13 protein-coding genes are annotated in these 15,200 nt (G+C 38.4%); 4 read left to right on the top strand and 9 right to left on the bottom strand.

The features are described 5' to 3' along the window. The first annotated feature begins 24 nt into the window (after positions 1-24). On the top strand, positions 25-2,196 hold the full coding sequence (locus RIV7116_RS03680; RefSeq protein WP_015116923.1) for a tyrosine-protein kinase domain-containing protein: 2,172 nt from the start codon (positions 25-27) through the stop codon (positions 2,194-2,196). Between the two features lie 47 nt (positions 2,197-2,243). Here the strand turns inward: RIV7116_RS03680 and RIV7116_RS03675 are convergent, their stop codons facing one another. Together RIV7116_RS03675 and RIV7116_RS03670 are read right to left on the bottom strand one after the other, a co-directional pair. Further along, entirely contained in the window at positions 2,244-2,942 is a 699-nt protein-coding gene (locus RIV7116_RS03675) for a rhomboid family intramembrane serine protease (RefSeq protein WP_015116922.1), read from the bottom strand. Between the two features lie 147 nt (positions 2,943-3,089). After that, the gene (locus tag RIV7116_RS03670) at positions 3,090-3,803 is read right to left on the bottom strand and encodes a rhomboid family intramembrane serine protease (protein ID WP_044291463.1); all 714 of its coding nucleotides are present in this window, start codon (positions 3,801-3,803) and stop codon (positions 3,090-3,092) included. 325 nt (positions 3,804-4,128) lie between these two features. On the opposite strand from RIV7116_RS03670, the gene RIV7116_RS03665 reads away from it, so the two are divergent. After that, positions 4,129-6,345, top strand: a complete 2,217-nt coding sequence (locus RIV7116_RS03665; protein ID WP_015116920.1) for a dynamin family protein — start codon at positions 4,129-4,131, stop codon at positions 6,343-6,345. 127 nt (positions 6,346-6,472) lie between these two features. Here the strand turns inward: RIV7116_RS03665 and RIV7116_RS03660 are convergent, their stop codons facing one another. The 4 genes from RIV7116_RS03660 to murC all read right to left on the bottom strand — a co-directional run bounded on the left by RIV7116_RS03660 (position 6,473) and on the right by murC (position 10,166). Beyond that, positions 6,473-6,961 carry a low molecular weight protein-tyrosine-phosphatase gene (locus RIV7116_RS03660; protein WP_015116919.1) on the bottom strand — a complete coding sequence of 163 codons (489 nt, stop codon included), beginning with the start codon at positions 6,959-6,961 and terminating at the stop codon, positions 6,473-6,475. Positions 6,962-7,031: 70 nt separating this feature from the next. Further along, entirely contained in the window at positions 7,032-7,379 is a 348-nt protein-coding gene (locus RIV7116_RS03655) for a YbaB/EbfC family nucleoid-associated protein (RefSeq protein WP_015116918.1), read from the bottom strand. 191 nt (positions 7,380-7,570) lie between these two features. Continuing rightward, complete coding sequence (gene murB / locus RIV7116_RS03650) at positions 7,571-8,566, bottom strand: UDP-N-acetylmuramate dehydrogenase (protein WP_015116917.1); 996 nt, start codon at positions 8,564-8,566, stop codon at positions 7,571-7,573. 160 nt (positions 8,567-8,726) lie between these two features. After that, positions 8,727-10,166: a UDP-N-acetylmuramate--L-alanine ligase gene (murC, locus tag RIV7116_RS03645; RefSeq protein ID WP_015116916.1), complete on the bottom strand. Its 1,440-nt coding sequence runs from the start codon at positions 10,164-10,166 to the stop codon at positions 8,727-8,729. A 1,092-nt stretch (positions 10,167-11,258) separates the two neighbouring features. On the opposite strand from murC, the gene RIV7116_RS03640 reads away from it, so the two are divergent. Further along, positions 11,259-12,278: a type I glyceraldehyde-3-phosphate dehydrogenase gene (locus RIV7116_RS03640; RefSeq protein WP_015116915.1), complete on the top strand. Its 1,020-nt coding sequence runs from the start codon at positions 11,259-11,261 to the stop codon at positions 12,276-12,278. Between the two features lie 75 nt (positions 12,279-12,353). On the opposite strand, the gene thiL is transcribed toward RIV7116_RS03640, so the two are convergent. Both thiL and RIV7116_RS03630 read right to left on the bottom strand, forming a co-directional pair. Further along, on the bottom strand, positions 12,354-13,355 hold the full coding sequence (gene thiL / locus RIV7116_RS03635; protein WP_015116914.1) for a thiamine-phosphate kinase: 1,002 nt from the start codon (positions 13,353-13,355) through the stop codon (positions 12,354-12,356). A gap of 157 nt (positions 13,356-13,512) precedes the next feature. Beyond that, entirely contained in the window at positions 13,513-13,875 is a 363-nt protein-coding gene (locus tag RIV7116_RS03630) for a DUF4870 domain-containing protein (RefSeq protein ID WP_015116913.1), read from the bottom strand. Positions 13,876-14,034: 159 nt separating this feature from the next. Here RIV7116_RS03630 and RIV7116_RS03625 point away from each other — a divergent pair, with 159 nt between their 5' ends. After that, positions 14,035-14,493 carry a hypothetical protein gene (locus RIV7116_RS03625; RefSeq protein ID WP_015116912.1) on the top strand — a complete coding sequence of 153 codons (459 nt, stop codon included), beginning with the start codon at positions 14,035-14,037 and terminating at the stop codon, positions 14,491-14,493. A 99-nt stretch (positions 14,494-14,592) separates the two neighbouring features. On the opposite strand, the gene smpB is transcribed toward RIV7116_RS03625, so the two are convergent. Further along, positions 14,593-15,066 (bottom strand): SsrA-binding protein SmpB, encoded by a 474-nt coding sequence (smpB, locus tag RIV7116_RS03620; RefSeq protein WP_015116911.1) that lies wholly within the window; start codon positions 15,064-15,066, stop codon positions 14,593-14,595. Positions 15,067-15,200 lie beyond the last annotated feature (134 nt).

The raw sequence follows: 15,200 nt of genomic DNA, 5'->3' as shown, positions 1-15,200 counted from the left end.
ATTCTGTTTGTATCTACCTTTGCCATGACTCCACCAATTGTTAAGCGCTATCTAATTGCTTTTGAAAAATACAAATGGATAGGATTAGCGAGTTTTGGTTTAGTTGTTGCGGGTTCAACTATATTAGCCGTACAACCAGAACCACCACGCAAATTCGTTGCTAATGGTGCCTTAGCTTACACTAGTCCGCCGGTTAGCTTTTCGGCCACCGGTAGTGAAATTCAGCAAAAAGGTTTGGCATTATCAAAAGAAGTTTTAACACAAGACAAAATAATTGAAGCTGTAGCAGAAAAAGTCAATGTAAAACCAAAAAAAATAGGTAGCAGTCTTTCGGTAAGCGTCCCTGAAGTTGGAATGGATGGTCAGTTAAGTGCTGGTGCTATTACGATTAAATATCTAGATACCGAAGCTAAAAGAGCGCAACAAATAGTGTTTGCTTTAATGCAAGCAATGGTGCAATTGAGTGGAGATATTAATAGCGGTCGATTGCAGAAGATTATTGATAAAATTGAAGAAAGGCTACCAAAAGTTAGTCAAGAGTTGCAAGAGGCTGAGAAGAAACTCGAACAATACGATAAGATAGAGCGTCCGGCAATTCTGGCTGCTGAAAATGGCAGTTTGCTAAGCGGTATCACCAGTAGCCAAAATCAACAAAGGCAAATCAAACTAGCTGTTTCTGGTATTGATGCCCAGATTCGTAGTTTGCAACAAAGACTAGGGTTAAGCGCTCAGCAAGCATATACTTCTTCAGCTTTAAGTGCAGATCCAATTATCGCCAATCTACGCAGCCAGATTTATCAAGTTGAATCGCAGATGGAGATTTTGAGAAAAGATCTACGTCCGACTCACCCCACTATGGTTCAGTTTCGCCGTCAAAAACAAGCTTACGAACGACTACTACAAGAACGCGCGGCTGAAGTAGTTGGTGGTGGTGGAAACACTGCTCCCCTTCCCAATGTTTCTGGAGTCCGCGCTCAAAGCAATTTAGACCCCGCCCGACAGCAATTAGCAAATCAATTAGTGGCTTTACAAACTCAACGGGAAACTTTACAAAGACAATTAATTGATTTGGTGCAAGAAGAAGCCAGACTTCAGCGAGATTACGCTTTAATACCCAATAAGCAATTAGAACGTTCTCGCTTATTGCAGCAGGTCACTTTAAAAAAAGCAGTCTACGACCAGATGCAAGCCAAATTGGCAGATGCTAAAACAGCTGAAGCGGAAACTGTAAGTACTTTAGCGATTACTCAACCACCAGTGGTTATACCACAACCAACCTCTTCTCAGAGTATACCTGTAACTTTAGGTATAGGTGGTTTCTTAGGTTTATTAATTGGCGGTGGTGTTATCTTTTTATTGGGCTCTTTGGAAGGTACTTTCAAAACAAAAGAAGATATTCGCAATGCACTCAAACAACGAGAAGTTTTGCTACTTGCTGAATTGCCTATCATGTCAGTTGAAGAAACAGACGAAGAGCTTGTTCCGGTAGTGCTTTCTGCCGAATCTCCTTACATGGAAATTTTAGAAAAATTCCGTTCTAACCTGCGTCGGATTGGCGGCAGAAAAGTCAAAGTGGTACTGATTACAAGTACTAGTAGTTTGGAAGGTAAAACCACAAGTGCTTACAATTTGGGAATAGCTTCCGCTCGTGCGGGTAAACGAACATTAATTATCGAAACAGATTTGCGATCGCAATCTCGTTGCGAATCGCTAAATGTCAATCTTGACCCAGATGCCAACGTCGAACCCTTACGCTACTATGGCAGCAGCGAATGCATTCGCCTGGTTCCAGATATAGAAAATTTGTATATTGTACCGAGTCCTGGACCTTTACGCCAATCAGCAGCAGTTTTAGAATCTAGCGAACTCAGGAGACTAATGGAAGATGCTAGAGAACGATTCGATCTAGTAATTTTGGATACAACTCCTTTAGGGTTATCAAACGATGCCTTGCTAATTCATCCTTATAGCGACGGTATGATAATGGTAACTCGACCAAATTACACCCAAGAAAATATATTGGGTGAAGCTATTGACGAATTAGTTGAGTCTGAGATGGGTTTGTTGGGAGCAGTTATCAATGGTGCTGATATAAATTTAACTATTGAAGAACCAACATCTCGTTTTGAAGAAGAAGCAGATGAAATTTTATATCCCGAAGAAGAAGAGTATTCGACGGGAGTTCATCGTAATTAGGGAGAAGGGCAGATAAAGAGAAAATAATTATTAACTTGTTACTTTAGTTAATAATCATCATTAAATAAACCGAGCAATGGGCCTAAAAGTAATCCAAATACAAACCCACCAATGTGTGCCCAATAAGCTACTCCACCTGTTTCTATAGTCATGTTGGCGGTTCTTTGTAAATCAGCAAGACCAGATACGACATTCTGGACAATGTAAACTCCGATCAACACCCATGCTGGAACTCTAAGGGTAGTTATAAAGATACCAAGGAAAATAAATGTGTTGACCAAAGCTTGAGGAAAGCGGATAAGATAAGCACCTAAGACTCCAGAAATTGCACCAGAAGCACCTAATGAAGGGATAGCAGAATTCATGCCAATAAACCACTGGCATAAAGCAGCTAAAGCCCCGCAAGCTAAGTAAAAGATTATATATTTGAAATGACCTAAACGATCTTCAATATTGTTACCAAAAACCCAAAGAAACACCATATTGGAAATAAGGTGCCACCAACCACCATGTAAGAACTGCGATGTAAACAAAGTCGCCCATTCTGGTACTGGTTGATTAATCACTCCACCAGCAAAGCTAGTACTTAACTGTTGCGGTATTACTGCATACAGTTGAAAAAATTGCTCTAATTCGACATTTGAGAGCCTAAATTCGTGAAGAAATACTAAAACATTAATGCCAATCAAACCGTAGGTTACGAAGGGAGTGATTCGCGTTGGGTTTTCGTCGTATAGAGGAAACACTGATGTTTTCTGTTGTGGTTAACAACTGCACTATAACCTGTAGGGCTTACAGTTGCTAAGTATAGAGTATTTCAACCCGCCAATATTTAATCAAATATAGAAAATTGGGGATTGGTAGACAAGGAAAAAATATAAAATCCTAACTAACTACCAAGATTCATCGGTCGATTTATCGCTAAATAAACCTAAGATTGGACCGAGAATTGCTCCCACAACAAAACCGCCAGCATGTGCCCAGTAAGCAATTCCACCACTTTCCATACCGATATTAGTAGGCATTCCTAAACTAGAAACACCATAAAAGGCTTGCTGAATAAACCAAAATCCCAAAAAGAAGTATGCAGGTACTCGGAAAGTAGGAAAAAATATGCCTAAGGGTACAACACCAATAACTTCTGCTTTAGGAAAACGGATAATGTAAGCCCCCATTACACCAGCTATTGCACCACTAGCACCCAAAGAAGGAATAGTGGAACCTTGGGAAAAATACCATTGAGCTAAAGATGCCAACACACCGCAAGCTAAGTAAAAAATTAAATATTTTATGTAGCCTAATTTTTCTTCAACGTTATTACCAAAAATCCACAAAAATAGCATATTGCCGCCCAGGTGTAGTAAACCACCATGCAAAAACTGGGAAGTGATCAAAGTTAACCATTCGGGGACGGGTTGATTTATCGAAACCCCGGCAAAACTGTAACTTAATTCTCGGGGCACTACAGCAAACAAATGAAGAAAACCGTCCAAAAACTGGGGGGGTAAACTCGATTCGTACAGAAAAGCTAAGACATTGACGGCAATTAGTCCATAAGTAACATAAGGTGTTATGGAAATCGGATTATTGTCTCTAATTGGAACCACGGCAGTTTTCTCGATTTTAAAGCTGTTTCTCATTACATTAGCGAACTATGACAATAAGCGCTTCTAACTTACGATTGACATCTTTATAGAGAATTTTCCTGCATTAGGTCAGTTGTTTTACTGCTTTTCTTCAATTACATCGGTATTGTTATCAAGTTGATGTTTAAGGTTTTAGTTGATTCAAAATTAAAAATGCATGACTCTTTTATGGAAAAGGGGGGACAGCTAAAAGAAAAATGTTCCCACTACATTGATTCAAAGAAGTTTTAACTTGAAGTGAAATTTTTATACGAGCTAGTTATCATTCACAGTTCCCCTTTTTTATATGGAAACTATCCAAACTAATACACATAGAACTAAATGTATAAATGCGTTTATTCGACAACGGCAAAGATTTGGTATCAGAATCGAACGCGATCGAGCAAATCTAGAAGCTTGTAAACTAGCACTTATTAATTTAAAAAATTACCAATCTGAATTTGCTGCAAGTAGTGTTAACGCTATTTCTGTTAGACGTTTGCAAGAAATTGATTTTGAAGTAATCAATCGGATTGATAATTTATTAAATGTACTTGAAAAAATACACTACCGCTGTACTCGAAATACGATAAATATTGCGGTTATTGGTTATGCTAGGCAAGGTAAAAGCCTATTGTTGCAAAGTTTAACCGGACTTAGCGATCGAGTAATTCCCGATGGTAGTGAGGGTTACTGTACGGGTACATTAAGCAAAATTGTTCATCAACCTGGATTACAAAAAGCAACAGCTAAGGTAAATTTCTATTCACCAAAAGAATTTCACGCTCAAGTGCTTGCTCCTTACTACGAAACTTTGGATCTAGATCAAAAGCCTGTAACCGTTGAGGAATTTGCTCGTACTCCTCCTCCTTCTCTACCTTTGAATAAGAAGAATAGCGAATTTGACAAAGCTAGATACGGTCATCTGCGTAAAGATTATTATTCTAACGTCAACAAATATCGCCATTTACTTGAATCTCCGCCTGTAGAAATTGCTGAATCAGAAATTCCGCGATATATTACCCAAGATGCTACCGATAAAAACGGCGATAAAATTGTTAATTATTTAGCAGTTAAAGAAGTTGAAATATTTTGTTCTTTCCCCTACAAAGATGTAGGTCAGATTTCTCTATTAGATTTACCAGGTTTGGGAGATACAAATTTAATCGAAGCAAAACGGTTAATTAAAATTCTCTCAGAAGAAGCCGATATTATCTTATTTGTTCGCAGACCAGAACCTAATGCGGTTTGGGGAGAAGCACATCTGAAACTTTATCAAATTGCTCGCGATGCTTTATCCAAGTTTCCTCTCTCCAAATGTTCTTTTATGATTCTTAACCGCACCAGAAATGGCGTGGAAGGTGGCGATAACAGTTATCGTTGCCAGAAATTACAAGCAGAATTAAAAGAAACGCCAATCCGAGTTGCAAAGTGTATTATTGCCGATTGTTCCAATTCTCAAGAGGTTTTTAATCAAGTTTTAGAGCCGATTCTCAATTATTTAGTTGAGAATGTAGAGTCAATTGAAAAGGAATATAGACAGGAGTGCGAACAACAACTAAACCAAATTCATAGAAATATTAGTATTGAGTTAGACAAAGCTAGTTTGGCTTTAACAAGATATGGTGATGAAGATTTATTGTTTGAACAACTGTTTGAACAGTTTTGGCGAAAATTAACAAATGACTTAGAAAATTTACTCGCAGAATTAAAAGAAAATCAATATAATTTAGACCAAGAATTTGCAGAAAAAGTTAAAAATGTAATTCAAAAATGTCAAACGGGCAAGGGAATTCCTACTACCTGTGAAGAAATTGCCGAACGTCGTCATTTATTTGGATCTTATGATACTGCTTATAGCGAATTTTTACACGAAATCCGCACTAATTTTTTAAGTAATTTCTTATCTTTGGATAAAGAAATGCAGCATGCATTAGACAACCGCAAAAATTTAGCCATAAAAATCCTCAAATCCCATTTGGGTGAACTTGCAAGTTCTCAAGAGATAGATTTTCTCCAATATATATACAATCTTCTTCCCGATAATTCTAGCAATCTAAAACTAGCTTTTCAAAAGCTGTATGATTTCGATGTTTCTAATGCAGGAAGGATAATACGTCTCGTAAGAATTAATATAGATAAACTCAAACCAGATAATAGCAAACTATCGGTATCGGAAGCAATGAACTTGTCAGAGCAACAAGCAAAAAATGAATTACATGTTGAAAAACAAATTTTAAATTTGCTACATAAACTATATCAACAAGCAACCGATAGCTCCGAACAAGCCTTAAATCAAATTCTTTGCGAACCTTCTACTGATGCTTATTTTATGCTTGAAGAATTTGTCGATGGAGTTCTTCGTAGCAAAGATGCAAAATTAGAATGGCGAATTTTTCTTCGTAAAGAATCCTGCAAAGTATGGTCGGAATTTAGAGAAATTGAGCAGCACGTTCAACAACGGCAAACTTTGATTGCATTAGTAGAACGTGCTAAAGAGGTAAATGGTTTGTTATTTAAATAACTTAGAGCGCAAAATTAAAAAGTTAAGAGTTATAAGCTATAACTCTTAACTTTAAGTTGAGAATTGATGTTGAATTTCTAAAAATTTACTTGAGTCTTGTGTTGTCGTTCACACCTTCGGCGTGCGGCTAAGCCTGTCCGGAGGACATAGGACAAATGTCTTCCAAAAGACCACCACAAGCATCAATAAGCAAATTGACAACTTCGTTGAAGCCTTCCGTTCCCCCATAATAAGGGTCTGGAACTTCTTTAAGAGAGTGAGTGCGACAATAGTCACACATCAAGCGGACTTTATCTTGATATTCTCCACTTGAATCCATTGAAAGAATATCGCGATAGTTCTGCTTATCCATAGCCAAAATCAAATCGAAATTTTCAAAATCGGATGATTTAAAGGCTCGTGCATTTCCGCGAAGTTTTATTCCTAGAAGATTACTCGCAGCAGCACTCATACGAGAATCAGGCGGACTACCGATGTGATAGCTTGATGTTCCGGCGGAATCACAGTTGATAGAATTACTTAAATCAGCTTTTTCTACCAAGTGATTCATGACATTTTCTGCGGTTGGCGAACGACAAATGTTACCCAAGCAGACAAACAGCAGCTTATAAGCCATAATCCAATCAGTATTCCCGTCAACAGTTTTGCAATTTCTAGCATTCTAGAATGCTGAAGAACCGCTTTAATTAAAATCCGGGAAGTTCTAATCCACTAGTCAAATCCTCCATGCGATCGCGCATGGTAGCAGTGGACTTATTGTAAGCATCTGTCATTGCTGCGGTAACTAAGTCAGAAAGAACTTCTGCTCCTTCATTCATTGCATCAGGAGAAATTTCTACTCGTTTTGGTTCTTGGTTACCACTAAGAATCACTTTTACCATTCCACCACCAGATTCTCCCTGGATTTCCATCTGCTCCAATTCTTCTTGGAGTTGCTTGGCTCCTTCTTGAACCTGCTGAGCTTTTTTGAAGGCTTCAGCTAATTCCTTCATTTTTCCTAAACCAAAGCCAAACCCTTGTCCTTTTCCCGTCATAATAAATAGTCAGCGTGTGCTTTCAATAACAAATCAAATTCAATTATAGATGCGTCGTGTAATTTGATAGTTTTTTATCTTGGGGTGATGCACCCAATTGAATGTCGGAAATTGAATATTCAAGATTTTTGATTATATTTTAAATCAAGAATCTATCTTCTTCCGATTCTTGCCCAATAGCGCGGGTTCAATTAGGCAGCTTGGAATTCTCCTAACATTTTTACTTCTGGGTGTAATGCAATTGACCAGCGTTCTTGTACTTGATGCTGGACATGACGAATGAGATTAAACACATCGTTGGCACTAGCTCCTCCACAGTTAACAATAAAATTAGCGTGGAGTTGTGCTACTTGCGCTTGTCCGATTTTAAAGCCTTTGAGACCTGCCTCTTCGATTAACCTGCCCGCTGAATGAGGTTTCGGATTGCGAAACACGCTGCCGCAACTAGGTAAATGATAAGGTTGAGTGGCTAGCCGATGTTTCTTGTGTTGCTTCGTTGTTGCTGTTACTTCGGCTGGATCTGCTCCCGGCTGAAGCTGTAAAGTTGCTTGAGTAACTATTAAGTTACTTCCTTGCAGTACCGAGGTACGGTAGCTGTAGTTCAATTCTTCACGAGTCATAGTTTGCAGAATGCCGTCAGGAGTTAGTACCTCGACGCTGACTAAGATATCTGCAATACAGCTATTGTGTGCCCCAGCATTCATGACTACAGCACCACCAATGGTTCCGGGAATGCCAACTGCCCATTCAAAACCTTCCCAACCACGTTCTGCAATAGCATATGCTAAAGCAGGAATTGATTCCCCGGCAGCAAATGTAGCTCTACCAGTTTCGGGGTCATAATCGCTATAACGCATATGGCGAGTAGCGATAACCAAACCGGGTATGCCGTTGTCGCTTACCAATAAGTTAGAACCAGCACCAAGTACTGTTATTGGTAGCTCGTGTTCTCTAGCATATTCGACGCTGGCCTGCAAAGATTTATTAGAGCGCGGAGCAACATACCATTGGGCAGGGCCACCAACTCTGTAAGATGTGTAGGAAGATAAAGAGACTTGGGGCTTTATAATGCAGTCATTACCGTTCAAAGAAATTCCTTCTTTATTTGCGTCCGCTTTCATTTCTTTATGATTGGTGGTAACGTTAGAAACTTTACAGACATTATCAGCCGCCTGGGAAATGGTCATATTTACCAGAATTCAATAGATTTTAACGCGATACTACCGTAGTCATACGGTTTTCCAGTTTAGCAATTAACTAATTGTCCGACATAGACAATATTTAAGGGGATAAACGAAAATACATAGGTATTAGTTCACCCCGCATAAAATCGGAAAGTCTTTCCTATTAAGATGTGGCTTGCGCTGGTTGGTTTATAGATTCGATAATTTGAGGAATTGTCTGGTTCAAGTTTCCAGCACCTAGGAATAATGCTAAATCTCCCGGACGCAAGCTTTGCTCTAAGTATTCGCGAACGTTGGCTAAAGTTGCCTGATATTCGACATTCGAGTGGTTTTTGGCAACTTCTGCTGCCAGCTTTTCACCACTAATTAAACCAGTATTTGGTTCTCCTGCACTATAGATATCGGTTAGAACTACTAGATCCGCATGACTGAAAGATGTGGCAAATTCAGCCAAGAATGCTTGAGTACGGCTATAACGGTGTGGTTGAAATATTGCAACTACTCGTTGTCCCGGTCTTGCTTGCAATCTTGCAGCAGCTAAAGTTGCACTTAACTCACTGGGGTGATGTGCGTAGTCATCTATAAATGTAATACCATCAACTTCTCCGCGAAACTCGAAGCGTCTTCGAGCACCTTCAAAGGTAGCTAAACCTCTGGCAATTTCGCCAAATTCTAATCCTAATGCTCTACCAACCGCTACTGCTGCTAAGGCATTACTTAAATTATGATGACCTAATACACTTAAGTTTAATACTCCCAGAGCGATACCTTTTTCCCAAACTAAAGATGTGGTACCGTCGGCGCGATAGTCGATATTTGTCGCATAATAGTCTGCACCGCTTTCCGAATTAAGACTATAGCTGATATGAGGTTGGAAGCGCTCGCGTACTGTTTCGCAATCAATACAAGCAACTAAAGTTTTACATTGACTTGTAAATCTTTGAAAAATATCTACTACTTCATCCAATGTATCGTAGTGGTCTGGATGATCCAATTCTATATTGGTAATAATACCAATTTCCGGAGAATGCTTTATCAAAGAACCGTCCGATTCGTCAGCCTCAGCAACTAAATAAGGACTTTGTCCCAAACGAGCATTACCTTCCCAAGCTTTCACTTCTCCACCAACAATAATTGTCGGGTCTACGCCAGCTTTTAGCAGCATATACCCAATCATACTACTAGTAGTAGTCTTACCATGAGTTCCAGCAACAGCAATACTATTGTACTGAGATATTAATGCTGCCAATATATCAGAACGATGAAAAATTGGGCAGCCATTTTCTAATGCTGCTTTATATTCTGCGTTCGAGGCATTAATTGCAGTTGAACAAACTACTTGAGGTGTAGATGCTTCGCTAACACCTCTTAACTGTTCTTGTTGTAAATCTCGATCAAAAAATTTCAGATTCGCTGCTTCTTGTTTACCAAAAAAATTAACTCCAATTGATTCTAATTTGTGAGTAATATGATTTGGCCGAACATCTGAACCACTAACCCGAAATCCCTTTTGAGCAAGTATATATGCCAAAGCCGACATACCTATACCGCCTACACCAATGAAATGAAATGGTCTACCGTTAAAATCTACTGCACTTACCATCTTATTTTCCTCTGACACCACACCACACCATTAACACTATTAACACGCACGTATCGTACCGATGAATTTACTTGTACTGATACAAACCCTGTATATTTGATTTCATATTAAATAATTGAATTTGTTGCATTTATTTTTGTTGTTCAGAAAGATTTTAACCCCGGATGGCATTTTTTTATCTTTACAAACTATTATTATGTTTCTTCTGAGAATAGAAGCACAATCTGGAAATAAGTAATTGTAATTCACAATACATCATTGTCAATACACAAAGGTGATTGCTTACAATACTACCCGCTTTGATGAAAGAAGATTTGAGTCTACTAAAAATTCAAAGTATGAATTACGGAAAATTGGCTTTTTCAGATTGTGTATCTCCAATAACATTAATAGAATATGACCTCAAAAGTAACTGTAACTGAAGCAGGTTTAGTCTACATATAGATGAGATTTAGGTTTCCCGTTTTTAATCAACTTATAACCTACGCTATCGTTGAGTGAAAATTAGGATATAGATCTTACTTGTTATAAGCCTAAAAATCATATTGCCTTTCTTGTATCCAAAACTGATAGCAAACAATTAATTTTTAAAATTTACTGCTACTATCGTTACTTATACCCAAATACCATTACCGTTAAGCTATTAGCTATTAGTTAGAATATTTTCTAACTCTGCCTTTGCTATATTCAGGCGCTTAATAATTAACACAGTTGTGTAATTTGCCGGTAGTGTATATAGATTCTCAAGTGGTGTGAATATAACTCAATCCGACTCGATCTGCAAGCAGCTTAAACAACAACCGAGCAATCATCTTGGTACCATGTACCGGCAATTAATACATACCTCTTCAGAAAGAGTTTCGTCAAGTAATATTCGTAACTTATGTTGAATTGCCTACTTTAAACCTATTTTAGTTACAGAATTTTTGAGAACTCATATCGCTTATCTCGGTGTTTGCGGCAGCTAATCGGGACAAATTATCAACTTTTTTGGGAATCTAACGCTCTATAGTTATTAATACTCCCCCCTTTGCGATATGATCGAGGTCATAAATAAGCACTGTTTAGACATAAATACAGAGGGCAAGACCTGTGGTTAGAGTTGCAATTAACGGTTTCGGTCGCATCGGACGTAACTTTATGCGTTGTTGGATGACTAGAGAAAATAGTAACCTTGAAGTAGTTGCTATTAACGATACCTCAGACCCCAGAACCAATGCTCATTTGCTAACGTATGACACCATGCTAGGCAATTTAAAAAACGCTGACATTTCTGCTGATGATAATTCCATTACAGTAAATGGCAAAACAATAAAATGTGTATCTGACCGTAATCCGGAAAACTTGCCCTGGAAGGAATGGGATATTGATTTAATTATCGAATCAACAGGGGTGTTTGTTACTGAAGAGGGAGCAAAAAAGCACATTAAAGCTGGTGCTAAAAAAGTTGTGATTACGGCTCCTGGGAAGGGTGGTAATGTCGGTACTTACGTAATCGGTGTAAACCATCATGATTACGATCCAAGCAAGCATGACATAGTTAGTAATGCAAGCTGTACCACTAATTGCTTGGCTCCCGTAGCTAAAGTATTAGATGAGAAATTTGGTATCATCAAAGGTACTATGACCACCACTCACAGCTACACTGGTGACCAGCGCTTGCTTGATGCTTCTCACCGAGATGTACGACGGGCAAGAGCGGCAGCAATGAATATTGTACCGACATCTACTGGTGCTGCAAAAGCCGTAGCATTGGTGTTACCGGCGCTTAAAGGCAAACTGAATGGTGTAGCATTGCGCGTACCTACTCCTAATGTTTCGATGGTAGATTTTGTAGTCCAAGTGGAAAAGCCTACCATTGCTGAAGAAGTTAACCAAGCTTTTAAAAATGCTGCTGAAAACGAATTAAAAGGTGTTTTGGGTTATAGCGATTTGCCTTTAGTTTCATCCGATTATAAAGGTAGCGATAATTCTTCGGTTGTAGATGCCAGCCTGACAATGGTTCTGGGTGGGGATATGGTTAAAGTTATGGCTTGGTATGACAACGAGTGGGGCTATAGCCAGCGCGTTGTTGACTTAGCTGAATTAGTTGCTCAGAAGTGGAATAACTAAAACTTAGAAGTTAGGAGTTAGGAATTAGGAGTTGTAAATGTAAGACTTTATAAATTTTAGCTCTTAGCTCTTAACCTAATTTGTAAAATGTTGAAATCCCCGACTTAAGTTTAATACTTGGTCGGGAGTTTCTTTGTATTTATCTTGCAATACAACTCGATCGCTATCGGTGATAGTTCCAATTATCGCAGCACTATCACCAAGTTTACTTACTAATTCCCTGGAAGCTTCTTTTGGCAAACAAAGCAGCAGTTCAAAATCTTCACCACCATAGAGAGCATAATTTAAAGCAAGTTCGGGTGTTAGCCAATTTTTAAAAGCTTGATGTAGGGGAACCCTTGTCGCTTCAATCACCGCACCAACTTGACTTGAATGGCAAACTTGTAAAATTGCATCTGCTAAACCGTCGCTAGTATCCATTCCGCAGATATCTAGAATGGAATAGGAATCTACAATTTTCCAGAGAATTGGTAAAACATCTAAACGTGGTTTTGGTCGTTGATGTGCTTTTATTAATCCTTCTTTATCAGTTGGGCTGAGATTTGTTTTTAGATCGGGATTTAGCAACAATTCTAAACCTCCACGAGAAGCCCCATGACAACCCGTAACCACGATTTCGTCTCCCACTCGGGCTTGATGGCGACGAATAGTCAGCTCTGGAGAAACTTGTCCGAAAGCCGTAATCGCTACACTTATAACTGGCGATCGCACTATGTCACCGCCAACAATCGGGGTATTATATTTCTCTAAGCATTGGGTCATTCCTTGGTATAATTTTTCTACCCAATCAACGGCAGTATCTCCAGGAAGTCCCAAGCCTACGGTAATTCCCAAGGGTGAAGCTCCCATTGCAGCTAGATCGGAAAGATTTGCGGCTGCCGAACGCCAACCGACATCTGATGGAGAAGTAGTAGTTTCGCTGAAGTGAATATTATCTACGAGTACATCAGTCGTGACGACCAAAGATTTTTCGGCAGCGATCGGTAATACTGCTCCATCGTCACCAATAATATCTGGGGGACAAAAACGCTGCAATATTTTTAAAAGTCCTTGTTCGCCAATTTCTTTTACTTGCATAGAATTAGTTATTAGTAAATGCGCGTTCGGTATGTATATTGCTTTTTTTAATCAGTTAAACTTAACGGAATGCTTCTTCGTAAAGAAATATAAACAACACAAAAAAAACTTGTAATACAAAATTATCTATATTGATTATCCATCGAAAATAAACAGGTTATGACACTAAACGAAAAATAAATGGGTAGCGGTAGGGTTGATTTGGTGAGTTCAAAACATGAATAAGGGCGATAGTCGGCATGATGAAATTGACTAACCATAAAACAAGAGATAAAACAATCAGTAAAACAACAGGTAGTCCAATACCTATAGCAAGAAAAAACACCAAGTAAAATACTAGTACATATGTGTAAAGGTTAATGTGAAAATTTAAAGATTCCCTAGCATTAGCCTTAACAATAGAATCTTCTGTAGTAAATAAGATCACAATTGGTGCCGCAACAGTTACAACCATAGAACTAAATAATATTGCTCCATGACAGATTGCAGATAATAATTTGCGACGATCTATGTTTTCCATACTACAGACTCTTATTAGATGTTCTGTATTTTTCTACAGTTGTGCATAATTGTATTTACGAGTAATGTCATTTAAGTTAACATTCACATAATTCCCCCACTTGTATAAAAACTTAAATTACGTTTTTCTTTACTATTAATAGTGCAAAACGTAGATGTTATGAAGCTAATTCGTTATACTGTCGTCGGGTATCTAGAAAATCTCAGGAAGGATATGGTTAGACTGGTTTTAACGGCGATTTTGCTAGTGCTATTAACAGCTTGTAATTTTGGTACTCCATCACCAAATAAACAGTTAGTAAAAAAGGCAATCGCTCTTTCAATGCAGGAAACTCAACAGCAACTCAGCCAAAAGTTGAATTTGAATTTTCGCGAACTTGAAATCAATCATTTGTCAATTAAACAAAGGAAGCTGATGACTGTTGAACATTTACCAGCTTTCCGAATCCAAGGAACTTATGATTTAAATTTTAAATTACCAAAAAGAAACATAGAACAACCCCAAAAAATATTTGACATTTACCTACAGCTTCAAAGAGAAGGTAAAACCTGGAGATTATTGCTTCCTCCGGGGATGAATGAAGATACCTCAAATTGGCATAGTTATCTTGTGGAATAGGTTGATTAGCCAACCTATTTTGGGTTTTAGATTTTAGATTTACAACCCATAAATTCTGATTTTTCGGGCATTTTCCCCTACTCCCTATTGTTTATTACCTTAATAATTTTTGATTGCACGCCGCATTTCACGCTGATCTTGACGTTTTTTGATAGTTTCTCGTTTGTCGTGAAGTTTTTTACCTCTACCGAGAGCGATACTAACTTTTACCCAACCGCCTTTTAAATACATTTTTAAAGGAACCAAAGTCAAACCTTGCTGTTCTGTCTTACCAATCAGCTTGCGAATTTCGTCGCGATGAAGAAGAAGCTTGCGGCTTCGACGGGGTTCGTGGTTAAAGTATTGTCCGCTGGCGTTGTAGGGTGAAATATGTACGTTTAGCAGCCATGCTTCATTATCGCGAATTAGTGCATAGCCATCTTGAAGGTTGGTTCTACCTGCTCGAATGGACTTAACTTCGGTTCCAGTTAGCTGAATGCCTGCTTCGTAAGTTTCCAAAATTTCGTACAGATAACGGGCTTGACGGTTGTCAGCCATTACTTTGTAACCTTGACTTTTTTTATCTTTGCTCATTGATGATTTTTTAAGACTCCAATATTGCTAATTTTTAGGAAAATATTCGCAGGGCAAATACGATCAATTTTAATAGGTACTCAATCATCGTTATCGGGAAATGCACGGAATATATACTTAATTTTATAAAATAA

Origin of the sequence: Rivularia sp. PCC 7116 (assembly GCF_000316665.1) — a bacterium.
GTDB lineage: Bacteria > Cyanobacteriota > Cyanobacteriia > Cyanobacteriales > Nostocaceae > Rivularia.
The sequence above is the reverse complement of the archived record's forward strand: the minus strand, read 5'-3'. Positions and strand labels throughout refer to the sequence as shown.

What these genes read in the sequence shown, in the direction of transcription:
- RIV7116_RS03680 (WP_015116923.1), top strand. Translation starts at nt 25, where the DNA reads ATGACTCCACCAATTGTTAAGCGCTATCTAATTGCTTTTGAAAAATAC.
- RIV7116_RS03630 (WP_015116913.1), bottom strand. Translation starts at nt 13,875, where the DNA reads ATGGAAAACATAGATCGTCGCAAATTATTATCTGCAATCTGTCATGGA.
- murB (WP_015116917.1), bottom strand. Translation starts at nt 8,566, where the DNA reads ATGACCATTTCCCAGGCGGCTGATAATGTCTGTAAAGTTTCTAACGTT.
- thiL (WP_015116914.1), bottom strand. Translation starts at nt 13,355, where the DNA reads ATGCAAGTAAAAGAAATTGGCGAACAAGGACTTTTAAAAATATTGCAG.
- smpB (WP_015116911.1), bottom strand. Translation starts at nt 15,066, where the DNA reads ATGAGCAAAGATAAAAAAAGTCAAGGTTACAAAGTAATGGCTGACAAC.
- RIV7116_RS03655 (WP_015116918.1), bottom strand. Translation starts at nt 7,379, where the DNA reads ATGACGGGAAAAGGACAAGGGTTTGGCTTTGGTTTAGGAAAAATGAAG.
- RIV7116_RS03665 (WP_015116920.1), top strand. Translation starts at nt 4,129, where the DNA reads ATGGAAACTATCCAAACTAATACACATAGAACTAAATGTATAAATGCG.
- murC (WP_015116916.1), bottom strand. Translation starts at nt 10,166, where the DNA reads ATGGTAAGTGCAGTAGATTTTAACGGTAGACCATTTCATTTCATTGGT.
- RIV7116_RS03625 (WP_015116912.1), top strand. Translation starts at nt 14,035, where the DNA reads ATGAAGCTAATTCGTTATACTGTCGTCGGGTATCTAGAAAATCTCAGG.
- RIV7116_RS03660 (WP_015116919.1), bottom strand. Translation starts at nt 6,961, where the DNA reads ATGGCTTATAAGCTGCTGTTTGTCTGCTTGGGTAACATTTGTCGTTCG.